This window comes from Yoonia tamlensis, assembly GCF_900115105.1.
GTDB classification, from domain to species: Bacteria; Pseudomonadota; Alphaproteobacteria; order Rhodobacterales; family Rhodobacteraceae; genus Yoonia; species Yoonia tamlensis.
This window is the reverse complement of the sequence record NZ_FOYP01000001.1, coordinates 1,619,696-1,641,486: the sequence shown is the minus strand read 5'-3', so window position 1 is coordinate 1,641,486 and position 21,791 is coordinate 1,619,696. Positions and strand designations below refer to the sequence as shown.

General features: G+C 57.9%; 23 protein-coding genes. 19 read left to right on the top strand and 4 right to left on the bottom strand.

The window, feature by feature from the left end:
* The first annotated feature begins 63 nt into the window (after positions 1 to 63).
* Complete coding sequence (locus BM320_RS08545) at positions 64 to 1,041, top strand: threonine ammonia-lyase (protein ID WP_090198944.1); 978 nt, start codon at positions 64 to 66, stop codon at positions 1,039 to 1,041.
* On the top strand, positions 1,038 to 1,964 hold the full coding sequence (gene rarD, locus BM320_RS08540; RefSeq protein WP_090198941.1) for an EamA family transporter RarD: 927 nt from the start codon (positions 1,038 to 1,040) through the stop codon (positions 1,962 to 1,964). The genes BM320_RS08545 and rarD overlap by 4 nt, the downstream gene beginning before the upstream one ends.
* Here rarD and BM320_RS08535 read toward each other — a convergent pair.
* A complete protein-coding gene (locus BM320_RS08535; RefSeq protein ID WP_090198938.1) occupies positions 1,901 to 2,458 on the bottom strand; it encodes an LOG family protein in 558 nt (185 codons plus the stop codon). The two genes, rarD and BM320_RS08535, sit on opposite strands and share 64 nt — an antisense overlap.
* Positions 2,459 to 2,567: 109 nt before the next feature.
* On the opposite strand from BM320_RS08535, the gene BM320_RS08530 reads away from it, so the two are divergent.
* The 7 genes from BM320_RS08530 to BM320_RS08500 all read left to right on the top strand — a co-directional run bounded on the left by BM320_RS08530 (position 2,568) and on the right by BM320_RS08500 (position 11,782).
* Entirely contained in the window at positions 2,568 to 3,752 is a 1,185-nt protein-coding gene (locus BM320_RS08530; protein WP_242650978.1) for a LysM peptidoglycan-binding domain-containing protein, read from the top strand.
* A gap of 66 nt (positions 3,753 to 3,818) precedes the next feature.
* Positions 3,819 to 5,639, top strand: coding sequence for an ABCB family ABC transporter ATP-binding protein/permease (locus tag BM320_RS08525; RefSeq protein ID WP_090198932.1), 1,821 nt, complete (start codon positions 3,819 to 3,821; stop codon positions 5,637 to 5,639).
* A 69-nt stretch (positions 5,640 to 5,708) separates the two neighbouring features.
* Positions 5,709 to 6,920: a multidrug effflux MFS transporter gene (locus BM320_RS08520; RefSeq protein WP_090198929.1), complete on the top strand. Its 1,212-nt coding sequence runs from the start codon at positions 5,709 to 5,711 to the stop codon at positions 6,918 to 6,920.
* A 96-nt stretch (positions 6,921 to 7,016) separates the two neighbouring features.
* Complete coding sequence (locus BM320_RS08515) at positions 7,017 to 7,673, top strand: tetratricopeptide repeat protein (protein WP_090198926.1); 657 nt, start codon at positions 7,017 to 7,019, stop codon at positions 7,671 to 7,673.
* 23 nt (positions 7,674 to 7,696) lie between these two features.
* A complete protein-coding gene (locus tag BM320_RS08510; protein ID WP_090200491.1) occupies positions 7,697 to 8,989 on the top strand; it encodes a PQQ-like beta-propeller repeat protein in 1,293 nt (430 codons plus the stop codon).
* Positions 8,990 to 9,040: 51 nt separating this feature from the next.
* Positions 9,041 to 10,513, top strand: coding sequence for a ribosome biogenesis GTPase Der (der, locus tag BM320_RS08505; protein ID WP_090198923.1), 1,473 nt, complete (start codon positions 9,041 to 9,043; stop codon positions 10,511 to 10,513).
* A gap of 72 nt (positions 10,514 to 10,585) precedes the next feature.
* Positions 10,586 to 11,782, top strand: a complete 1,197-nt coding sequence (locus BM320_RS08500; RefSeq protein WP_090198921.1) for a T6SS phospholipase effector Tle1-like catalytic domain-containing protein — start codon at positions 10,586 to 10,588, stop codon at positions 11,780 to 11,782.
* Here the strand turns inward: BM320_RS08500 and serS are convergent.
* Entirely contained in the window at positions 11,779 to 13,071 is a 1,293-nt protein-coding gene (gene serS / locus BM320_RS08495; RefSeq protein WP_090198918.1) for a serine--tRNA ligase, read from the bottom strand. The two genes, BM320_RS08500 and serS, sit on opposite strands and share 4 nt — an antisense overlap.
* 214 nt (positions 13,072 to 13,285) lie before the next feature.
* On the opposite strand from serS, the gene yajC reads away from it, so the two are divergent.
* The 9 genes from yajC to BM320_RS08450 are packed head-to-tail and all read left to right on the top strand — an operon-like array spanning position 13,286 to position 19,269.
* Entirely contained in the window at positions 13,286 to 13,564 is a 279-nt protein-coding gene (yajC, locus tag BM320_RS08490) for a preprotein translocase subunit YajC (protein WP_090200489.1), read from the top strand.
* Between the two features lie 18 nt (positions 13,565 to 13,582).
* On the top strand, positions 13,583 to 15,244 hold the full coding sequence (gene secD / locus BM320_RS08485) for a protein translocase subunit SecD (RefSeq protein ID WP_090198915.1): 1,662 nt from the start codon (positions 13,583 to 13,585) through the stop codon (positions 15,242 to 15,244).
* A 1-nt stretch (position 15,245) separates the two neighbouring features.
* A complete protein-coding gene (gene secF, locus BM320_RS08480; RefSeq protein ID WP_090198913.1) occupies positions 15,246 to 16,214 on the top strand; it encodes a protein translocase subunit SecF in 969 nt (322 codons plus the stop codon).
* A 9-nt stretch (positions 16,215 to 16,223) separates the two neighbouring features.
* The gene (locus tag BM320_RS08475) at positions 16,224 to 16,577 is read left to right on the top strand and encodes an Mth938-like domain-containing protein (protein WP_090198910.1); all 354 of its coding nucleotides are present in this window, start codon (positions 16,224 to 16,226) and stop codon (positions 16,575 to 16,577) included.
* Positions 16,574 to 17,191 (top strand): heme ABC exporter ATP-binding protein CcmA, encoded by a 618-nt coding sequence (gene ccmA, locus BM320_RS08470; RefSeq protein ID WP_375342070.1) that lies wholly within the window; start codon positions 16,574 to 16,576, stop codon positions 17,189 to 17,191. Before BM320_RS08475 ends, ccmA begins: the two co-directional genes overlap by 4 nt.
* Positions 17,188 to 17,844 carry a heme exporter protein CcmB gene (gene ccmB, locus BM320_RS08465; RefSeq protein WP_090198905.1) on the top strand — a complete coding sequence of 219 codons (657 nt, stop codon included), beginning with the start codon at positions 17,188 to 17,190 and terminating at the stop codon, positions 17,842 to 17,844. The genes ccmA and ccmB overlap by 4 nt, the downstream gene beginning before the upstream one ends.
* Positions 17,845 to 17,875: 31 nt before the next feature.
* Positions 17,876 to 18,604 (top strand): heme ABC transporter permease, encoded by a 729-nt coding sequence (locus BM320_RS08460; RefSeq protein ID WP_207496862.1) that lies wholly within the window; start codon positions 17,876 to 17,878, stop codon positions 18,602 to 18,604.
* Positions 18,597 to 18,740 (top strand): heme exporter protein CcmD, encoded by a 144-nt coding sequence (gene ccmD / locus BM320_RS08455; protein ID WP_090198899.1) that lies wholly within the window; start codon positions 18,597 to 18,599, stop codon positions 18,738 to 18,740. The genes BM320_RS08460 and ccmD overlap by 8 nt, the downstream gene beginning before the upstream one ends.
* Positions 18,733 to 19,269 carry a DsbE family thiol:disulfide interchange protein gene (locus tag BM320_RS08450; protein WP_090198896.1) on the top strand — a complete coding sequence of 179 codons (537 nt, stop codon included), beginning with the start codon at positions 18,733 to 18,735 and terminating at the stop codon, positions 19,267 to 19,269. Before ccmD ends, BM320_RS08450 begins: the two co-directional genes overlap by 8 nt.
* Position 19,270: 1 nt before the next feature.
* Here BM320_RS08450 and BM320_RS08445 read toward each other — a convergent pair whose 3' ends face one another.
* A complete protein-coding gene (locus BM320_RS08445) occupies positions 19,271 to 19,933 on the bottom strand; it encodes a MarC family protein (protein WP_090198894.1) in 663 nt (220 codons plus the stop codon).
* Positions 19,934 to 20,224: 291 nt separating this feature from the next.
* Here BM320_RS08445 and BM320_RS08440 point away from each other — a divergent pair, with 291 nt between their 5' ends.
* Positions 20,225 to 20,842 carry a DUF1223 domain-containing protein gene (locus BM320_RS08440; protein ID WP_242650977.1) on the top strand — a complete coding sequence of 206 codons (618 nt, stop codon included), beginning with the start codon at positions 20,225 to 20,227 and terminating at the stop codon, positions 20,840 to 20,842.
* Here the strand turns inward: BM320_RS08440 and BM320_RS08435 are convergent.
* Positions 20,839 to 21,726, bottom strand: coding sequence for a lysophospholipid acyltransferase family protein (locus BM320_RS08435; protein ID WP_090200488.1), 888 nt, complete (start codon positions 21,724 to 21,726; stop codon positions 20,839 to 20,841). The two genes, BM320_RS08440 and BM320_RS08435, sit on opposite strands and share 4 nt — an antisense overlap.
* Positions 21,727 to 21,791: the final 65 nt, after the last annotated feature.

The following is a 21,791-nucleotide window of genomic DNA, read 5'->3' as shown; positions in this document are numbered from 1 at the left end:
ACGCGTAGACAATGAATCAGGGGCGTGAAAAGGTCGCGCAAACATTCTGAAAAGTGGTACGCGATGTCTTTTCCAAATTTGCAAGCCATTGACGCGGCTGCCAAGCAGCTTGATGGCGTTCTGATCCAGACCCCGATCCTGCCGCTGGAATCGTCGCGCTGGGCGGGGGTGTTGCCTGATTGCGCCAGCGTGACTGTTAAGCTTGAACTGTTCCAACAGGCGGGGTCGTTTAAGGCGCGCGGTGCCTATCTTGGGATGACGCAGCTTGACCCCGTGCAGCGGGCAGCGGGCGTTGTCGCGGCAAGCGGTGGCAACCATGCTTTGGCCGTGTCCTGGGCCGCGCAGGCGGCGGGGGTGGAAGCGCTTATTTGTATGCCGCGCAGCGTTGATCCGTCGCGCATTGCAGGTTGCGAGGGTTTGGGTGCGACGGTGCAGCTTTTTGACACGATGGCCGATGCTTTTGCTGCGATGAACGCCTATGCCGATGCAGGCCGCACCCTGATGCACCCGTTTGAGGGCGCGCATATGACATTGGGTGCGGCAACCCTTGGCGTGGAATATCACGCGCAGGCCCCGCAGATTGACACATATGTGGTGCCCGTTGGTGGCGGCGGGCTGATTTCGGGCATGGCTTGCGCGATCAGGCAACTGCACCCAAACGCCACGGTGATTGGTGTGGAACCATTTGGCGCGGACAGCATGTATCGCAGTTTTGAAGCGGGGGCGCCTGCGACGCTTGACCAAGTCGATACCATCGCCGACAGCCTGAGCGCGCCTTATGCGCTGCCCTATTCTTTCGGCATTGCGCGTGCCTATGCGGAACGGATCGTGCGGATTACGGATGATCAAATGCGCCAGGCGATGGATCACTACCAGCGGATTTTGCGGATCACGGCGGAACCGGCCTGTGCCGCCTCTTTGGCGGCGGTGCTGGGGCCGTTGCGCGATGAATTGCGCGACCGTCATGTCGGAATTATCGCTTGCGGGTCCAATGTTTCGCTGACCCGCTATGCCGCGCTGATGGGTGATCTGGCCCAATGACCGATCCGGCCAAAGGCATTCTTGCAATCGTTGGTACTTGTGTGATCTGGGGGCTGTCGCCGATCTATTACAAGGCGCTGTCGCATGTGCCGCCTCTCGAAGTCCTTTCGCACCGCGCGCTGTGGTCGTTCCTGTTCTTTGCAGTGATCTTGCTGGTGCAAGGCCGGATGCGGCAGATGATTGAACTGATCGCCACGCAAACCGGCCTGATGCTGCTGGCGGCGCTGATGATATCCGCCAACTGGTTTATCTTTATCCTGTCGTCGCAAATCGACCGCTCGACCGAGGCCAGCATCGGCTATTACATTTATCCGCTTTTGTCGGTGCTGATCGGGCGGTTTGTACTGGGCGAGGCGCTGAGCGCGCTCAAATGGCTGGCGATTGTGTTGGTCTTATCGGCTGTGATGGTGTTGGCCCTTGGGCTTGGCACTGTGCCCATTGTTGCGCTGTCACTGGCGGGCACATTTGCGATTTACGGGCTGATCAAAAAAGGTGTATCGGCGGGGCCGCTGTTGACCGTCGCGGGCGAGGTCACATTGGTCCTGCCTTTTGCGATTGCTTGGCTGGGACTGGGGTATTTTTCGGGGGGTCACACGGGCAGCGGCGGATTCGGTCGCGATTTATCGGATAGTCTGATGCTGGTTCTTGCGGGGCCGATTACCTCGATCCCGCTGTTGATGTTCAGCTATGGCGCGCGCAGGGTGACGATGGCAACAACGGGCATCGCGTTCTATATCAACCCGACGCTCCAGTTTCTGGTCGCGGTGCTGATCTTTGCCGAACCCTTTGGCACCGCCCATATGATCGCATTTCCGATGATCTGGGGCGGTGTGATTATTTATTCTGTCACGGCCCTGCGTCAGGAAAGGGCCGCGCGCAAACGGGTTTCAAGCGCTGCGACATCGGGCACAATATCGACATAGCCCAGAATATCATCGCCTGCGAAACCCTGATCAACCACATGGGTCAGTAGCGCCCAAAGCGGATCCCAAAACCCGTCAGTATTGAGCAAGATAATCGGTTTTTCGTGGAGCTTGAGCTGTCGCCATGTCAGTGCTTCAAAAAATTCATCAAGCGATCCGGCGCCGCCAGGCAACACAACCACTGCATCGGCATTCATGAACATCACCTTTTTGCGTTCATGCATGGTTTCGGTGATCACAAAACTGTCTAGATCGCGCTTGCCGACTTCCCAATCCAGTAGATGGGTCGGGATCACCCCAAAGGTGCGGCCACCCGCATCCTGGACCGCATTTGCGACCCGTCCCATCAGCCCGACATCGCCCGCGCCGTATACCAGCCGCCAGTCGTTGCGTGCCAGCATCTGGCCAGTGGCTTCAGCGGCCTGCGCATAGGCGGGCAGGGCGCCATCGCGTGACCCGCAATAGACGCAAACGGATTTTGGAAATGTAGACATATGGTCCCTTTTTGTGCAGCTTCACTTTGACGCATGAATGTAGCGTTGTTACGGTGGCTTACCTTGTGCGGTGGGGGCACCGAATACAATGGCCTTTAGGGGGAAAGACGTGACAGAAGCAAGCAAATCAAACGCCGTGCCGATGGCGCTGGGCGGGGTGGTCGCAGTGGCGGTCGGGATCGGCGCTTACGTGTACTTTGCCAAAACAGCCCCCGCGCCCGCCCAAGCGGCGCAGGCGCAAGACACAATTGCCACTGTTGCACCCGAACCCGCAGAACCAGCGGCGCCGCCAACCACTGTTGGCCCGCAGTTTGACACGTTTCGCGTAGACCCCGACGGCGGTATCGTGATCGCGGGCCGCGCCGAACCCGGGCAGGTCGTTGCGATCATGCTGGGCGGAGAGGAACTGGACCGTGTGACCGCTGACGCTGCAGGTAATTTTGTCGCATTGCCCGTTGCAGGGGCATCGCAAACGCCGCGCAGTCTGCTGCTCATTGCGGATCCTGATGCGACGGCAGTGCGGTCTGAAACCAGCTATATTGTAGCCCCGATAGCCGCCCCTGCTGTTGTCGTGGCGCAGGTTGCTGCACCCGCATTGCCCGACCAAACAGACACGCAACTTGCTCCCGCCACTGCACCCGCCGCAAATAGCGCCCCCACGCAGCCCGCAACCCCTGCCGCGCCCGCGCCGCCCGCCGCACCCGAAGTCGCGGCAGCACCGACCCCGACCCTGTCACCACCCGCAGCACCAACCGTTTTGCAAGCCGATGCGCAGGGCGTGCGCGTGGTGCAATCGGGGCCCGAACTGGCGGTGCCAAATGTGGGCTTGGACGCAATCACATATGATCCCGCCGGGGAAGTGCAGCTTTCGGGCCGTGCAATCGGGGACGGGGCGGTGCAGATCTATCTTGATAACCGACCCGTGACGACCTCGCCGGTGACCCAAGGCGGCGACTGGCGCATTGACCTCCCCGAGATCGAGACCGGTATATACACGCTCCGGGTGGATGAGGTCGACGATGCCGGAGACGTTGTGTCGCGGCTTGAAACCCCGTTCAAGCGCGAAGAAGCATCCGAAGTTGCCGCCGTTCTGGCTGAAGAAACCGGTCAGGACGGGTTCGAGGTTGCCGTGCGTACCGTGCAACCGGGGTCGACGCTTTGGGCGATTGCCGAAGAAACATTGGGCAACGGTGTTTATTATGTGCAGGTCTACGAAGCCAACGCCGATCTGATCCGCGACCCGGACCTGATCTATCCGGGACAGATATTCCGCGTGCCCGACATCAATCAATAGGCGGCGTGCACTGGTAATCAGGCGGGCGGCGTCCTAGGTAAGGGGGCTGCCAGCCGGAGAGCCAACATGCGTCACCTGTCCACAACATCCGCCAACCTTGAAAATACCAAAGTGCAAGGCTGGGATGTGATCCGCCGCGTGGCGCCCTATCTTTGGCCGAAATCCGCACCTTGGGTCAAACGCCGTGTTATTCTGGCGATGGTTATCTTGTTCACGGCCAAGCTGATCGCGGTCACGACCCCGCTTTTCTACAAGCAAGCCGTCGATGCATTGGCCCCCGAAGGCGCGTCAGCGGCCACAATTCTTGGCTTTGGCGCGGTGGGGTTGACGTTATCCTACGGTATCGCGCGGCTGATGACGGTCGGGTTCCAGCAGTTGCGCGATGTGGTGTTTACGCCCGTAGGGCAGCGCGCGTTGCGCCAGCTTGCGCTGGAAACCTTTACCCATATCCACCGCCTGTCGATGCGCTATCACATCATGCGCAAAACCGGTGGGTTAAGCCGCGTGATTGAACGCGGAGTCAAAGGCGTCGAATTTCTGCTGCGCTTTTTGTTGTTCAGCATCGGGCCGCTGATCCTCGAGTTGTTGATGATCGCAGCCGTTCTGTTTTTCTTGTTTGATGTCTGGTACTTGGCCGTCGTCTTTGTGACAATTTCGCTTTATATCCTGTTTACTTTCAAGGTCACGGAATGGCGCGTCAAAATCCGCAAGATCATGAACGAACAGGACACCGACGCCAACCAAAAGGCGATTGACAGCCTGCTGAATTTCGAGACCGTCAAATATTTCGGTGCCGAAAAATGGGAGGCGGACCGCTATGACGCGGCGATGGCCGAATACCAAAAAGCGGCGGTGCGCACGAATTATTCGCTCGCTTTCCTGAACTTTGGCCAATCGGTTCTGATCACCGGCGGGCTTGTCGCGGTGATGGTAATGGCCGCGATTGGTGTGCAAAACGGCACGTTGACCGTTGGCGATTTTGTCATGGTCAACGCCTACATGATCCAGATCACCATGCCCCTGAATTTTCTGGGCACGGTTTACCGCGAAATTCGCCAAGCGCTGATTGATATGGGTGACATGTTCGACCTGCTTGAACAACCCGCCGAGGTGCAAGACAAGCCAGACGCCCCCGCGCTGGCGGTCACAGGCGGGCAGGTCACGCTTGAAAATGTGGGTTTTGGCTATGATGCCGCGCGCCCGATCCTCAAGGGGATCAATCTGGTGGTTGCTCCGGGGCAGACGGTTGCGATTGTCGGCTCGTCGGGTTCCGGCAAATCCACCATCGGGCGGCTGTTGTTCCGGTTTTATGATGTGAATTCAGGCGCGCTGAAAATCGACGGCCAAGACCTGCGCGACGTGACCCAAGAAAGCTTGCACGCACAGATCGGCGTGGTGCCGCAAGACACCGTGCTGTTCAATGATACCGTGCATTACAATATCGCCTACGGGCGCCCTGATGCGACCGAAGACGACATTATCGCGGCCGCCAAAGCTGCCAAAATTCATGATTTTATTGTCAGCCTGCCAGATGGCTATCAGACATCTGTGGGCGAACGTGGGCTGAAACTGTCGGGGGGCGAAAAACAGCGCGTGGGCATTGCCCGCACCTTGTTGAAAAATCCGCCGATCCTGCTGCTGGACGAGGCCACATCGGCGCTGGATACCCAAACAGAAATGGAAATTCAGGCGGAGCTGAAGGCAATGGGGCAGGGGCGCACTGTGATCACAATCGCGCACCGCCTGTCGACAATTGCCGATGCCGACCAGATTGTCGTGCTTGAGGACGGGGTGATTGTTGAGCAGGGCAAACATGATGAATTGCTGGGGCTTGCGGGGCGCTATGCGCATCTGTGGAACCGCCAATCCGAAGAAGATGCCGCCTAAGACAGCGGTTGCAATTGCGGTGATGCGCCCATACTGAAGGGGCAAATCACCACAACTTCAGGTATTCTCATGTCTTTGTTTCGCGCGGCCCTTATTCTTGGGCTTCTATCCGCTGTTGGTCCTTTCGCGATTGACATGTATCTGCCTGCGATGCCCGCGATTGCGGCGGCATTGGCGGCTGATGTGACGGCTGTGCAGCTCACGTTGACCTCTTATTTTGTGGCCTTCGGGTTGGCGCAATTGTTCTATGGTCCTTGGGCGGATCAGGTCGGGCGCAAGCTGCCGCTTTATACTGGTGTCGGGATATTTATCGCAGGGTCTGTCGCCTGTGCGCTGGCGCCCACAATCGGCTGGCTGATTGCAGCGCGCGCCGTCCAGGGCATGGGCGGGGCCGTGTTGATGGTCGTGCCGCGCGCGATTGTGCGCGATATGCATACAGGCACAGCGGCGACTAGATTGATGGCGATGATCATGCTGGTGATTTCCGTCTCGCCGATGCTGGCGCCGCTGGCCGGATCGGGTTTGATCGCCATATCGGGCTGGCAATCCATCTTTTGGGCGCTGGCGCTTGCCGCAGTGTTAAGCCTCGTGCTTGTCGGGACTGTGCTGCCCGAAACGCTTTTGGTTGAACATCGCGTCAAGGTGAACGTCGCCAACCTTTGGTCCGGCACAAAGGTTCTGACCCGCGATCCGGTGTTCATGGGTTTGACGCTGATCGGCGGATTTGGGTTTTCCAGCTTTTTGGTGTTCATCGCCAGCGCGGCCTTTGTCTATACTGACCAGTTCGGGCTAACCCCGACAGGGTTTAGCGTGGCATTTGCAATCAACGCGGTGGGCTTTTTCGGGGCGTCGCAGATGGCGGCGCCTTTGGGCGAAAGATTTGGCATTTTGCCGGTGATGCGGCTTGCGGTCATCGGGTTTGCGGGCTTTGCGCTTGTGCTCTTGGGGATCGGGCTGGCAGGATTTGCAAGCCTGCCCGTGATTATCGCAGGGCTGTTTTGCGCCAACGCCTGTCTGGGGCTGATATTGCCAACGACGATGGTTGTGGCGCTTGATCCGCACGGCGAAATCGCGGGGCTTGCCTCTAGCCTTGGCGGCACGTTGCAGATGGTTACAGCAGGCATGATGGTCGTTGTGACGGGGCTGTTTTTTGATGGCACCGCCGTTCCGATGATCGCGGGGATCGCGCTTTGTGCGGTGCTTGGTTTGATCACGGCGCTGCGCACGTTTCGGCTGATGGGGCAGGCGGGCACAGAAAAAGGCGATAAAATCAGCGTGTAATGCTGTGATGCGCGCCTTCTTACTTGTCCATCTGGGCCGCTTCGCGATATGAACGCGCAAAGGATGTGAAACATTCAGCGTTAAATGGGGGCCAGAGTGAGCAACTCGGACAGTTTTATCGACGAAGTCACCGAAGAGGTGAAGCGCGACAAGCTCTATGCGCAGATGCGCAAATACGGGCCTATCGCTGTGGCGCTGGTTCTCGCTTTGGTGGGCGGTGCGGCCTATTCCGAATATAAGTCGGCGCAGGAAAATGCGCGCGCGCAGGCCGCAGGTGATGCGATTTATGATGCGCTGACAGGCACCGATGCGAGCGCACGGGCACAAGATCTGGCAGCCGTTCCGGTTGATGGCCCCGCCGCAGCCGTGGCCGCAATGCTGGCCGCATCCGCAATGGTCGAAGCCGATGATTTTGCAGGGGCAGCCGCCGGTTTTGCCGCACTTGCTGCCGATGAAACCGCGCCGCAAATGTACCGTGATCTTGCTGCGCTCAAGGCGGCGATGCTGCCTAATGACGACGCCGCCGCAAAAATCGCAGCACTGACGCCACTGTCGCAGCCTGGCCAGCCCTATTATCTGCTGGCGATGGAGCAGATCGCCTATGTGCATCTGGACGGCGGCGATAAAGAGGCCGCGCTGGTGATTTTGCGCCAGATCGAAGAAGACGCCGCGTCGACGCAAGGCTTGCGTGAGCGTGTGCAAAATATGATGATTGCCTTGGGCGAACCATTGCCCGAGCCTGTGACACAATAGTACCCAGATTGGAACGCACCGTGATGGCAAAATCTATTCTCGGCGCGGGGCTCGCTTTGGCGTTGTTGTCCGCATGTGGTGAAAAAGACGTGATCCTGCCAGGAGAACGTTTTGCCCTGCGTGACGCCCCGGTTTTTGAAAACACGGTGCTGCCCGTGACCTTGCCGCAAGCACAGGTCAACGCCGATTGGTCCGACCGCAACGGCGGGCCGTCACATCAGATTAACCATCCGGCGCTTGGGGCCAGCCTGTCGCCGCTGTTTGCTGTGTCCATCGGCGAAGGCGACAGCCGCCGCGCGCGGATCACCGCCGAACCCGTGGTTGCTGGCGGCATTGTCTATACGGTTGATGCACGCGCTACCGTGACCGCCACCACCGTTGACGGGCAGCCCGTCTGGACCCGCGATCTGACCCCGTCACGCGACCGTGCAAGCGATGCTTCGGGCGGCGCTGTCATGGTTGGCGGCGGGCGTGTCTATGCGACCACCGGCTTTGGTGAAATCACGTCGCTCGATGCGGGAACGGGCGCAATTAACTGGGTGCAGGATCTGGACGCGCCGGTGAATGCTTCGGCGACGCTGCGCGGCGATCTGGTCTACGTTGTGGGCCGCGATAGCACGGCTTGGGCGCTTGATATCAATGACGGCCGCATTCGCTGGCAATATAGTGGCACGCCATCAGTTGCGAATTTTGACAGCGGTGCATCCCCTGCGGTTTCAGGCGACAATTTGATCCTGCCTTTCCCGTCGGGTGAAGTTGTTTCTGTCTACCCCCAAGGCGGCATCCGCCGTTGGAGCACGGTCGTCTCGGGTGAACGTCTGGGCAGTGCGGCGTCGCTTGTCACCGATATTGCGGGCGATCCCGTGATCATGGGCGACCGCGTCTATATCGGCAACTTTGGCGGACGAATCGTGGCGCTTGATATCAAGGACGGCAGCCGGATCTGGACCGCAGGCGAAGGCGCGCTAAGCCCCGTTTGGCCGGTGGGCAATGCCGTTTATCTGATCAATGATGTAAATGAACTGGTGCGGCTTGACGCCAATAGCGGCGATCCGGTCTGGCGGATTGATCTGCCGAACTTTACCAGCGAACGCACAGCCCGCCAACGCCGCGTTCACGCGCATTATGGCCCTGTTTTGGCCGGTGGCCGGTTGATTGTTGCCTCATCCGACGGGTTGATCCGTCAGTTTGATCCGGCATCCGGCGCATTGATTGGCACGCTCGAATTTCCAGGTGGTGCGGCCTCTGCGCCGGTGATTGCGGGGCAGGTGCTGTATGTTGTCAGCAAAGACGGCAAATTGCATGCTTTCCGTTAGCCGCTGATTGGTGTATCGGCGGGCCTCAACATCCGTCAGGAGCCGAAGACAATGAGTTTTACCCTTGCGATCGTGGGCCGCCCCAATGTGGGCAAATCCACGCTGTTCAACCGTCTGGTTGGCAAAAAGCTGGCCTTGGTCGATGACCAGCCGGGGGTAACGCGCGACCTGCGCGAAGGCGAAGGGCGGATTGCCGACCTGCGATTTACCGTGCTTGACAGTGCCGGTCTGGAAGAGGCCACCGACGACAGCCTACAAGGCCGTATGCGCCGTCTGACCGAACGTGCCGTTGAAATGGCTGATGTTTGCTTGTTCATGATCGACGCGCGGGCAGGGGTGCTGCCTGCCGATATGGTGTTCGCGGAAATTCTGCGCAAGAAAAACGCCAATGTGATCCTTGCCGCCAATAAGGGCGAAGGCAAAGCTGCTGATGCCACCATCCTAGAGGCTTATTCGCTCGGGCTGGGTGAACCGATCCGCTTGTCCGCTGAACATGGCGAAGGCATGGGCGAATTGATGGATGTGCTGCGCCCTATTTATGAAGCCCACGAAGAACGTGCCGCGGCCGACGCGCCCGATATCGACGTTGAAGTCGGTGATGATGACGAGGATGCGCCGCGCGTCCCGACCAAGGCAAAGCCGCTCCAAATTGCCGTAGTTGGCCGCCCGAATGCGGGTAAATCCACGCTGATCAACCAGATTATCGGTGAAGAACGTCTGCTGACCGGACCAGAAGCGGGCATTACCCGCGACGCGATCTCTGTCCAGCAGGACTGGGCGGGGCCGGACGGTGTGCCCGTGCCGATGCGGATTTTCGACACTGCCGGCATGCGTCGCAAGGCCAAAGTGCAGGAAAAGCTGGAAAAACTGTCGGTGTCCGACGGGTTGCGCGCGGTGAAATTTGCCGAGGTAGTCGTTGTGTTGCTTGATGTGGAAATTCCGTTTGAACAACAGGATTTGCGGATCGCCGATCTGGCCGAACGCGAAGGCCGCGCCGTGGTGATTGCGGTGAACAAATGGGACATCGAAGACGAAAAGCAAACCAAGCTTAAAGAACTGCGCGAAAGCTTTGAACGTCTGCTACCGCAGCTGCGCGGTGCGCCATTGGTCACCGTGTCGGCCAAGACCGGTAAGGGCGTCGACAAGCTGCAACAGGCGATCATGCGCGCGCATGAGGTTTGGAACCGCCGCGTCAGCACCGCCAACCTGAACCGCTGGTTGGTTGGGATGCTGGAACAGCACCCGCCACCCGCACCGGGCGGCAAGCGCATCAAAATGCGCTACATGACCCAAGTGAAGACGCGCCCGCCTGCCTTTGTGGTGATGACATCGCATCCCGATATGATGCCCGAAAGCTATAAACGTTATCTGGTCAACGGGTTGCGCGTCGATTTTGACATGCCCGGCACACCGATCCGGCTGTTCCTGCGCGATCAGGGCGACAAGAACCCATATAAGGATAAAAAATCGTCGCAGCCATCGCGCCTGTCCAAGCACCTTAAAAAGGGTGGTTCTGACCGTTAGGTCGGGAAAAGCTGACTTGAATTTCTCCTTTGCGTTGCGCAGCATCTGCGTATTCGCAAAGGGTGATTTAAGATGAAGCGCATTGCTATTTTCTGTGACGGCACGTGGAACCGCCATGACGCGGCACATCAGACCAATGTGGTGCGTTTAGCGCAGGCTGTGAAACACACGGCCAAAGATGGCGTCAAGCAAGAGGTTTTCTATGTGTTGGGCGTCGGGGCGGGGCGCGGTTCAAATCGTGTCGCGCGTTTCTTGGATCGCTTTCTTGGCGGCGCGATGGGCATGGGGCTGGTCGAAAACGTCGAAGACGCCTACCGCGCGCTTGTTTTTGCCTATGAGCCGGGCGATGAGATCTACATTTTCGGATTTTCGCGCGGGGCCTATACCGCGCGTTCATTGGCCGGGCTGATCCGGTCGTGCGGTATCCCGCCGCGCAATCATGTGCATCGGCTGGGCGAGGCGATGACCCGCTATCGCTCGCGTGATCCCAATACCCACCCCGATGATCCTGAAAGTTTCTTGTTCCGGTCGGATTTTGCCCCCTATACGGCCACAAGCGCAAAGGAATGGCAGTGGCGTTTGCAAACGCGACCAAATCTTTGTGTCAACCTTGCGGTGAATTACCTTGGGGTCTGGGACACGGTGGGCGCATTGGGCGTGCCGGGTCATTGGATGACGGCCAAGCTGTTCAACAAACGCCATGAATTCCATGATGAACATCTGAGCAGCATGGTGACATCCGCGCGCCATGCCGTGGCCATTGATGAACACCGCAAGACATTTCCGCCGGCACTTTGGTCTGAGAAGCTCGACCGGATGAACCTTGCGGCTCTGGGGCTGGAAAGCGATGCATCGCTTGAACCGACCACCCGCGATAACTGGGCCTACCGGCAGGAATGGTTTCCAGGCGATCACGGGTCGATTGGCGGCGGCGGGGACCGCTTGGGGCTGTCGACATTTGCTTGCGACTGGATTGCGCAAGGCGCGCAGCGTGTCGGGCTTGAAATGGACGCGCGCGTGATCGACGAGGTGCGCGCAGGGCAAAACATCCGCGAACATCTGATCAACAAGAGCAAGCGCAGCGTGATGACCAAAGTCATGAGCCTACGCAAACATCATCGCGCAGGGCCCGTGCGGATTGAAGATGTCAGCGACATCACCCGCGCGCGGATCGCCTGCGACAATGATTACCTGCCGAAGTCATTGGAAAAAATCATGAAAACCTTGCAAGAGCAGATCACCAAAAATGATCTGCTCCCGCGTGCTTAGGCCAGTTGACCGTCAGCGGTGATGCGTGTCTTGCCGCGCAAGTAAGGGTGCAACACGGCGGGCAGATCAACAGATCCGTCCTCTTGCTGGCCGTTTTCGACCACAGCAATCAAGCAGCGCCCGACCGCAAGACCCGACCCGTTGAGCGTATGCAGGAATTCGGGTTTGCCGCCGCCGGTTGGCTTGTAGCGCGCATTCATGCGCCGCGCCTGATAGTCGCCCGCGACCGAAATAGACGCGATTTCACGATATGCGTTCTGGCCGGGTAGCCAGACCTCGATATCGTGTGTCTTGCGCATGCCAGCCCCCAGATCGCCAGTGCACAGCACAACCGTGCGGTAGGGGATGCCGAGTTTATCAAGGATCGCCTCGGCGCGTTTGGTCATCGCGTCATGCTCTGCCGCGCTATCTTCGGGCTTTGTTACGCTGACCATTTCGACTTTTTCAAACTGGTGCTGGCGCAGCATTCCCGATGTGTCACGGCCCGCTGATCCGGCTTCTGACCGGAAACATTGCGTATGTGCGACATAGCGGCGGGGCAGGTAGGATTCATCGACTGTCAGCCCGTTGACGATATTGGTCAGCGTGACTTCGGCTGTAGGGATCAGCCACCAGCCGTTGGTGGTTTGATAGCTGTCATCGCCGAATTTCGGCAGTTGGCCGGTGCCATACATCATTTCCTCGCGCACTAGCACGGGGGTGATGGCCTCGGTTAGCCCGTGTTCGTCGACATGGGTATCCAGCATGAACTGCGCCAGCGCACGGTGCAGGCGTGCCACAGCACCTGACAGCAGCACAAAACGGCTGCCGGACAGTTTGGCAGCGGTTTCGAAATCCATGCCGGGGCGGATGCCCGCAATTTCGTAATGTTCCACTGGCGTAAAGGCAAAATTGCGCGGGCTGCCTGCGCGGTTGATTTCAACATTGTCATTTTCGTCAGCCCCATCAGGGATCGACGGATCAGGCAGGTTCGGAATGGCCATCAAAAGATCATTCAGCGCAACGTCTTGGGCTTTTGCCTCGTCATTCAATGCAGCAATTTCAGCCTTCTTTTCGCCGACCAATGCGCGCAGGCGCTGGAATTCCGCCTCGTCGCCGCGGCCCTTGGCGGCACCGACTTCTTTGGCGGCTTTGTTGGCTTCGGCTTGCGCTGTTTCGGCGGCCAGAATTTTGGCGCGCCGCGCCTCGTCCAGTGCCAGAATTTCGGACGACGCAGGTGACATCCCACGACGAGACAGAGCCGCATCAAAAGCGGCGGGGTTGTCACGGATGGCGCGGATATCATGCATGGCATCGGTCCTTTTGGGATGTTTATAGTGCGCGTGATATGCATCATCATGCAGGCCAAGTGAACCCGTAATTACGCGCGCGCGCCTGATATGCTTTCAAATCACTGTAATGGGCGGCTTATGGCCTTGCATCTGGTTGCCAATTGCTTATCTCGCCAGTAACGTGCCGCGACTTTCGGGCCGTTTGGCCCTGCGCGAATTAAAGGATGCTGAAATGAGACCTGCCGACCTGTTAATGCTGACGTTGATCTTCGGGATCATGTATTTCTTGCTTATTCGGCCCCAACAGAAAAAGCTGAAACTGCATCAGGCGATGCTTGAATCGCTGCGCCGTGGCGACCAGATCGTGACCCAAGGCGGCGTGAAAGGCAAAATCACGAAAGTTAAGGACGACAACGAAGTTGAAGTTGAAATCGCGGCTGGCGTGAATGTGCGCGTTGTGAAATCAACGATCACGACCGTTCTGAACAAAACCGATCCGGCGAAATCCTAAACGCCGAAGGGCCGCGTCATGCTTAATTTTTCACTCACCAAGCAGATTCTGATTTGGGGAACTGTGGTTCTTGGCCTTTTGTTTGCAATGCCCAACGCATTCTATACGCGGGTTGAAGCACATAATGACGCGGCTGCGATCATCGACAGTGGCCAGACCAATGATGCGCTTGCCGCTGATGCCGCGCTTTGGCCCGGTTTCTTGCCGTCGGGGCTTGTGAACCTCGGGCTTGATCTGCGCGGCGGTGCGCATTTGCTGGTCGAAGTGCAGCTAGAAGACGTGCAGGCATCCTTTCTTGAAGGGTTATGGCCAAATGTGCGCGATGCATTGGCCGCCGAACGCGACACCATCGGTTTTGTGACCCGCGATGGCAGCCCTGCCGATGAATTGCGCGTGCGCATTTCCCAAGAGGCCGGCGCCGCAAGCGCGCTTGAGATCGTGCGCGGCCTTGGCCAGCCGGTCACATCGCTGACAGGGGCTGCCGGCAGCAATCTGGATGTGTCCATTAACGGGCCAGTCCTGACGATCAAGCTAAGCGAGGCCGAAATCGTAGCGATGAACAATCGCACGATGGCGCAGACGCTTGAAATCGTGCGCCGCCGTATCGACGAAGCAGGCACACGCGAACCCACCATTCAACGCCAAGGCACCGACCGTGTGCTGATCCAGGTGCCAGGTGTCGGGTCTGCCCAAGAGGTGATCGACCTGATCGGCACCACCGCGCAGCTGACGTTCAACCCCGTTCTGGGCAGCACAAGCGACCCTGCTGCATCACCGGGGACAGGCAATATTCTGGCACCTGATGCCGAAAACGAAGCCGCGTTCTATATTCTTGAAAAGAACCCTGTCGTGACGGGTGAAGATCTAGAAAACGCGCAGCTTGATTTTGACCAGAACGGATCACCTGCGGTGGCCTTCCGGTTCAACACCTCTGCCGCGCGCGATTTTGGTGATTATACGCTGGAAAATGTCGGGTCCCTGTTTGCGATCGTGCTGGATGGCGAAGTCATTTCTGCGCCACGCATTAACAGCCACATTCCAGGCGGTTCGGGGATTATCACAGGCAATTTCAGCGTCGAAGAAGCCACAAACCTTGCGATTTTGCTGCGCGCGGGCGCACTGCCGGCCAAGCTGACGGTTCTCGAAGAACGCACAGTCGGGCCAGAGTTGGGCCAAGACAGCATTGACGCCGGCAAAGTTGCCTGTCTGGTCGCAGGCATTGCGGTTCTTGGCTATATGGTGCTGAGCTATGGGCTGTTCGGGATTTTTGCCAATATCGCGCTGGTGATCAACGTCGGGCTGATCTTTGGCCTGCTGTCGATCATCGGGGCCACGCTGACATTGCCCGGGATTGCGGGGATCGTGCTGACCATCGGGATGGCCGTAGACGCCAACGTGATCGTGTTCGAGCGCATCCGCGAAGAGCTGAAAACAGCCAAGGGCGCCGCACGCGCGGTTGAACTGGGCTACGAAAGGGCGCTGTCGTCGATCATTGATGCCAACTTTACAACATTCATGACGGCTGTGATCCTGTTTATCTTTGGATCGGGTCCGGTGTCTGGCTTTGCGGTGACGCTTGGTTTCGGCATTCTGACATCGGTCTTTACGGCCATTTTTGTGACCCGCTCGCTGATCGCGATTTACTTCGCCCGCGCCCGCCCCAAGACAATCGAGGTTTAACATGCGCCTGAAACTTGTACGTGATAACACGGCGATCGACTTTTTCTCGAAGGCGCGGATCTGGCTGGGTATTTCGCTGGTCATGATGGTTGTGGCGCTTGGGTCGTTTCTGGTCCAAGGGCTGGCATACGGGATTGATTTCCAAGGCGGGACAAGCATCCGCACCCAATCCGAAGTTGCGGTTGATGTTGCCGCTTACCGTGGCGCGATTGCGCCGCTGGGGCTTGGCGATGTGTCCATCGCCGAAGTCAACGACCCCGGCTTTGCCGATGACCAGCATGTCGCGATGATCCGCATCCAGTCCCAAGAAGGGGACGAGCGGATCGCGTCAGAAACCGTGGACGCAATTGAAGCCGCGTTGGTCGCGCTTGAACCCACGCTGTCGTTCCAGTCCATTGAATCCGTTGGTCCCAAGGTTTCGGGTGAATTGATCAATACTGCAATTCTGGCCGTGTCATTGGCAGTTGGCGCGATCCTTTTGTATATCTGGATGCGGTTTGAATGGCAGTTTGCGGTCGGTGCGGTGTTGGCGCTGGTGCATGATGTCTTGCTGACTATCGGGATTTTCTCGGAATTGCAGATCAAATTTGATCTGGCCATCATTGCGGCGTTGCTGACAATCGTGGGCTATTCGATCAATGATACGGTGATCGTATTTGACCGCGTGCGTGAAAACCTGCGCAAATACAAGCAAAAGGACCTCAAAGAGGTGCTGAACCTGTCAATCAACGAAACGCTTAGCCGCACGCTGATGACATCGTTTACTACTTTGCTTGCGCTGGTCTCGCTTTATGTATTGGGCGGCGATGTGATCCGTGGCTTTGTCTTTGCGATGATCTGGGGCGTTGTGATCGGGACCTATTCGTCGATCTTTGTAGCCTCGACCATTTTGCTGGTACTTGGCGTGAAACGCGACTGGTCCAAGAAAGACCCAAGTGCGGGCACCCGTTACGCCCATATTGATACCTAAGGAACGCCGATGCGGATGAATGAAATCAGCTATGACAATTCGGCTCCGGTCGATGGCTATGGCGCGGGTTTCTTTCGCATTGGCGGCAAACGCTATGACGGTGCGGTTGTGGCCTCTGCCAGCGGTGTGCAGGCTTGGGGCGGATACGTCGACACTGAAACGTTGACCGCGCTGGCCGATGCGCTGGATGTGCTTTTTGTCGGTACGGGCGCCGAAATTGCGCATTTGCCCGCCGAATTTCGCACCCTGCTAGAACAGGCCGGTATCGGGGTCGAATCCATGGCATCACCCGCCGCCTGCCGCACCTATAATGTGCTTTTGTCCGAAGGGCGGCGTGTCGCGGTTGCCTTGATCCCCGTCTGATGCTGCGCGTCAAGGAAGTCACCTGTGCACGTGGCGGTATTCCGGTGCTGAGCGATGTCAGTTTTGATGTGGCCGCAGGGCAGGCGCTGGTGCTGCGGGGTCCAAATGGGATCGGCAAAACCACATTGCTGCGCACATTGGCGGGGCTTCAGCCTGCATTATCGGGGCATGTGGACGCGCCCGAGGATGAACTGGCCTATGCCAGCCATGCCGACGGCATCAAGACCGCGCTGAGCGTGACCGAGAACCTGCAATTCTGGGCCGATATCTATGGCAATCCTGTTCCCGACACAATCTGGGAGGCCTTTGATCTGGCCGACCTGCGGATGCGGATTGCGGGCACCTTGTCGGCGGGGCAAAAGCGACGGCTGGGGCTCGCGCGGCTTGGCGTGATCGGGCGCAAGGTGTTGTTTCTGGACGAACCGACTGTGTCGCTCGACGGTTTTTCCGTCAAACTATTCGCGAAATGGCTGCAAGACACCCATCTTGCCAGTGGCGGGATCGCGGTGATCGCGACGCATATTGATCTGGGAATTGATGCGCCCGAAATGGACCTGACCCCGTTTCAAGCCGCCCCTGATGCGGGCGGAGCCGCCGACGAGGCGTTCTTGTGATCGCGCTTTTGCTGCGTGATCTGCGCCTTGCGGTGCGCGCAGGCGGCGGATTTGGGCTTGGACTTGCATTTTTTCTGATTGTCATCGTGCTTGTGCCGCTTGGCGTCGGGCCGCAGACCGCGCTGCTGACCAGCATCGCGCCTGGCATTCTTTGGGTTGCGTCATTGCTGGCAGCGCTTTTGTCGCTGGACCGGATTTTCGCATTGGACTTTGAAGACGGATCGCTCGGGCTTTTGGCCACGTCACCGCTGCCAATGGAAGGGGCCGCATTGGCAAAGGCGCTTGCGCATTGGATCACCACAGGGCTGCCGCTGACGTTGGCGGCGCCCGCGCTGGGTTTTCTGCTGTCGCTCGCACCCGAAGCCTATGGCTATCTGCTGTTGTCGCTGCTTCTTGGTACACCCGCCCTGTCGATGATCGGCACCTTTGGGGCCGCATTAACCGTCGGGCTGCGGCGTGGCGGTTTGCTTTTGTCGCTGCTGGTTCTGCCGCTTTACGTGCCGACCCTGATTTACGGGGCCGAGGCTGTGCGGCGCGGCGCGGACGGGCAGGACGCATCGGGCGCGCTGATCTTGCTGGGGGTAATCACCGCAGGGTGTTTTGCGGTGCTGCCCTTTGCGACTGCGGCCACGTTACGCATCAATCTGCGTTGATGCAGCAGTAAGGGCAGGGTAGGTAGGCGATATGTCATTCTGGGAATACGCAAATCCAAAGAAATTCATGGGCTGGACAGCGCCCGTGCTGCCTTATGTTTTCGGGGCGGCGGCACTGTGCCTGACGGTCGGGCTGGTTTGGGGGTTCTTTTTCACGCCTGATGACTACCGCCAAGGATCAACTGTTAAAATCATCTATCTGCATGTGCCCGCAGCGCTGATGGCGATTAACGCATGGATTATGATGTTGGTGGCCTCGCTTATCTGGGTTGTGCGTCGCCACCATGTATCGGCCTTGGCCGCGCGGGCGGCTGGACCAATCGGGCTGGTGATGACGCTGATCGCCCTGTTCACCGGCGCGATCTGGGGCCAGCCGATGTGGGGCACCTATTGGGCGTGGGATCCGCGCCTGACGTCATTCCTGATCCTGTTTCTGTTTTACCTTGGCTACATGGCCATGTGGGAAGCGATCGAAGACCCCGACACCGCCGCTGATCTAACATCGGTGCTGTGCATGGTGGGGTCGGTCTTTGCGATCCTGTCCCGCTATGCGGTGAATTTCTGGAACCAAGGGCTACATCAAGGCGCGTCACTGTCACTGGATGCCGAAGAAAACGTGTCGGACGTATTCTGGATACCGCTGGTGATTTGTATCGCCGGATTTGTCTTATTGTTTATTGGTCTTGTGCTGCTGCGCACGCGGACTGAAATTCGCGCCCGCCGTATCCGGGCCCTAGAAGCGAGGGCGCGCCGTGCCTGAATTGGGGAAATACGCCGTCGAAGTGCTGGCCGCTTACGGGGTGAGCTTGGGTCTTTTGGCTGTGATCATCGTGATCAGCTGGCGGCGGTCGGTGCGGGTGCGCGCCGCCTTGGAACGGATTGAAAAAAATGGCTAAAATATCGCCGCTTGTGATCTTGCCGCCAGCAATATTTGCCGCACTCGCGGGGATGTTCGCAGTAAGCATGTGGCAGGGAAAATCGGACGACCTGCCATCAACCTTTATTGGACAGCAAGCACCCGCAGTCCCGACCGAGGCGGTGTCAGGCACCGTGCAATTGACAGATGCGGACCTGCGCAGTGGTGAATTGACCATCGTCAATTTCTGGGCAAGCTGGTGCCCGCCATGCCGCGCAGAGCACCCGAAACTGCTGGAACTGGCCGAACAAGGCTACCGCGTGGCAGGCATCAATTTCCGCGATCAACAAGATCAGGCATCCGCTTATCTGGTTGACTACGAAGACCCGTTTTTCGCCACCGGATTCGACTTGCGGGGCAGGGTGGCGATCGACTGGGGGGTCACAGCCCCGCCCGAGACATTTATCGTAGACGGTGATGGCACTGTGCTGTTTCGCTATGTCGGGCCGCTGGTCGGATCAGATTATGAACAGCGGTTTTTGCCAGCCCTGTTGGAAGCGGCTAAGTAGGCTAATCGCTCAAAAGCCCATCTGCAGATTGTTCGGTTGGTAGGACGATCATTTCCAACGCCTCCATCCCTCCGATTATGGAGTCAATTGCAATTGTTGCCAAAATCATTCCCATCACGCGGCTGATTACGCTCGCGCCTGTATTCCCGATAATCCGGTGAACGTAGGTTGCCGCTAACAATAGTATTAAGGTAAAGGCCATTATGACAATTAGTAAGCCTGCAGTAATCAATTGTTCTGTCAAAGCTTGTTCGTGATTGTCAGTCAATACGACAATAGCCAACATTGCGCCAGGTGACGCGATTGACGGCATAGCAAGCGGGAAAACGGCACCTGCAAGATGATCCTTGCCTGCCTCTTCGATTTCGGTTTCCGCCTTTGAGTGACCAAAGATCATGCTTAAGGCGAATAGGAACAGGATGATCCCGCCTGCAATTTGGAATGAACCAAATCGTAAACCCAGCGTTTCTAACACAAACTGCCCGGCGATTAGAAACGTAAACAATACCATTGTGGCGACAAACACCGCGCGCACTGCGTAACGGCGGTGTAGCCTAGACGGCACGGATGCGACGGAATACAGGAACACCGGAATTGAACCCACCGGATCGATGACCACAAAGAGTGTGACAAATTCACGAAGTAGGTTGGTCCAGTCCACGATAGCCCAAGTCTGTTTAAGAAAGCCGCACTGTTGGACTATCGAAACAATGTAAGATGATCAACGTATGCGTGCGGCTAACCTTACCAAAACACGGACTTTTTAACAAGGTTCACGCTGCTGCCATTGAAACATACATAACAAACTGTTCGCAATTCATTGATTGGTCATTACAGGCGGGGCGGGCTACACCGGATGCAAGTCAAATCGGGATGTACAATGCTTAGGATATTATCTGCTCTAGCAGTCTGTGGGTTTATAGTTTCAGCAACCGACACGGCGCAGGCCGACCCAGTGGTTGTCGAACTATACACATCACAGGGCTGTTCATCATGCCCGCCCGCAGATGCGTTGCTGCATGAATTGGCTAAACGTGACGATGTGATCGCTCTTGCGCTGCATGTCGACTACTGGGATTATATCGGCTGGACCGATATCTTTGGACGCCCAGAAAACACGGCGCGCCAACATGCCTATGCCCGTGCGGCGCATGCGCCAACAGTCTATACGCCGCAGATGATTATCGGGGGTGTGGATCATGTGATCGGGTCGCGGCCCATGCAGGTGATGGAGCTTTTGCAGGCGCATGGGCGGGAGGTCTACCCTGTCACGGTGACACTGACACGGACCCAAGGCCAGCTGGAGATTTCAGCGGTCGCACAGACAACAGGAAGCTATGTCGTTGAAATCGTGCGGTTTACACCCGAAGAAATTGTTGACATTCGCCATGGTGAAAATGCCGGAAAGCAATTGACCTATTCCAATGTTGTGACCGCCTTTGATCAGGTGGCGGCGTGGGATGGTGCAGGGGTTTTGACCGTGCGTGCGGAAATGCATGGCGACGATCCGGTTGCTGTCCTTGTTCAACATGCGGGCAACGGGCCGATCGTGGGGGCCGCGCAACTGCGCTAGTGATTGCGCCGCGGCTTCCAGCGGCGATGGACCCAGAACCATTGTGCGGGATCGCGGCCGATCTGCGCTTCGAGCCGCTGTGTCATTTCCAGCATCATCTGTTCCGGACTTGCAGGGGTGATCGGGGTTTCAATCTCGACCGCAAAGGACAGGCCGTCCGGCTGGCGAATACCGAAATAGGGAATGACAACGGCATTCATGCGCAGCGCAATATCAGCGGCCGAGGTCGCGGTATGTGCGCCATGCCCCAAAAACGGCAGGCTGACCCCTTTGGCAGAAACGTCAAACAAAAGCGTGCCCATGCCGCCCGATTTCAGGTGCCGCGCAAACCCGAGCGTTCCACGCCGTCCCTGTGCAAACACTGGTCCTCCCCAAGAAGTCATTGTCTGGGCATAATGGTCGTTGAAATAGGGGTTCTCCATCGGCCGATATAGCCCGCCAATGTTGTATCCCATGGCTGTAAGCACCTGACGCGGGGCTTCGTGATTGCCGTAATGGGCGGTTACAAACATCACGGGCCGCTTGTCGGCTGCGGCTTGGGCAAGGACCGCAACACCCGGGCCTGTTGGCGTAACCTGCGCCAGTCGCGCAGAGAATTCCTGCCAAGAATAGTTTTCAATCAACGTGCGCCCGAAATTATCACAGCAGGCCACAGCAATTTCATGCCGCCGTGCCGCGGGCATATCGGGGTAGATCAACGCAAGATTCGCTTCGGCGCGTTTGCGATAGCCAGCAAGCGGGCCGATGACACCACTCAGCGCGCGCCCCATCGCGGGGACGCGTTTTTCGTAAGGAAGCCGCAGCATTGTCGCGATCAAGCCCCGTAAAACACGGTTGGCGATCCAGTCTGCATTAGTGCCTTGTGGTGAACTGCGCGGCGTCATCGCGGTGCATTTGTTTCGGTCTGAATCATCGCGCGATGATAGGGCGATATGCGGGGGGCTGTCCA

What these genes read in the sequence shown, in the direction of transcription:
- serS (WP_090198918.1), bottom strand. Translation starts at nt 13,071, where the DNA reads ATGCATGATATCCGCGCCATCCGTGACAACCCCGCCGCTTTTGATGCG.
- BM320_RS08510 (WP_090200491.1), top strand. Translation starts at nt 7,697, where the DNA reads ATGGCAAAATCTATTCTCGGCGCGGGGCTCGCTTTGGCGTTGTTGTCC.
- BM320_RS08525 (WP_090198932.1), top strand. Translation starts at nt 3,819, where the DNA reads ATGCGTCACCTGTCCACAACATCCGCCAACCTTGAAAATACCAAAGTG.
- der (WP_090198923.1), top strand. Translation starts at nt 9,041, where the DNA reads ATGAGTTTTACCCTTGCGATCGTGGGCCGCCCCAATGTGGGCAAATCC.
- BM320_RS08435 (WP_090200488.1), bottom strand. Translation starts at nt 21,726, where the DNA reads ATGACGCCGCGCAGTTCACCACAAGGCACTAATGCAGACTGGATCGCC.
- secD (WP_090198915.1), top strand. Translation starts at nt 13,583, where the DNA reads ATGCTTAATTTTTCACTCACCAAGCAGATTCTGATTTGGGGAACTGTG.
- BM320_RS08535 (WP_090198938.1), bottom strand. Translation starts at nt 2,458, where the DNA reads ATGTCTACATTTCCAAAATCCGTTTGCGTCTATTGCGGGTCACGCGAT.
- rarD (WP_090198941.1), top strand. Translation starts at nt 1,038, where the DNA reads ATGACCGATCCGGCCAAAGGCATTCTTGCAATCGTTGGTACTTGTGTG.
- BM320_RS08450 (WP_090198896.1), top strand. Translation starts at nt 18,733, where the DNA reads ATGGCTAAAATATCGCCGCTTGTGATCTTGCCGCCAGCAATATTTGCC.
- BM320_RS08500 (WP_090198921.1), top strand. Translation starts at nt 10,586, where the DNA reads ATGAAGCGCATTGCTATTTTCTGTGACGGCACGTGGAACCGCCATGAC.
- secF (WP_090198913.1), top strand. Translation starts at nt 15,246, where the DNA reads ATGCGCCTGAAACTTGTACGTGATAACACGGCGATCGACTTTTTCTCG.
- yajC (WP_090200489.1), top strand. Translation starts at nt 13,286, where the DNA reads ATGAGACCTGCCGACCTGTTAATGCTGACGTTGATCTTCGGGATCATG.
- BM320_RS08520 (WP_090198929.1), top strand. Translation starts at nt 5,709, where the DNA reads ATGTCTTTGTTTCGCGCGGCCCTTATTCTTGGGCTTCTATCCGCTGTT.
- BM320_RS08460 (WP_207496862.1), top strand. Translation starts at nt 17,876, where the DNA reads ATGTCATTCTGGGAATACGCAAATCCAAAGAAATTCATGGGCTGGACA.
- BM320_RS08545 (WP_090198944.1), top strand. Translation starts at nt 64, where the DNA reads ATGTCTTTTCCAAATTTGCAAGCCATTGACGCGGCTGCCAAGCAGCTT.
- BM320_RS08475 (WP_090198910.1), top strand. Translation starts at nt 16,224, where the DNA reads ATGCGGATGAATGAAATCAGCTATGACAATTCGGCTCCGGTCGATGGC.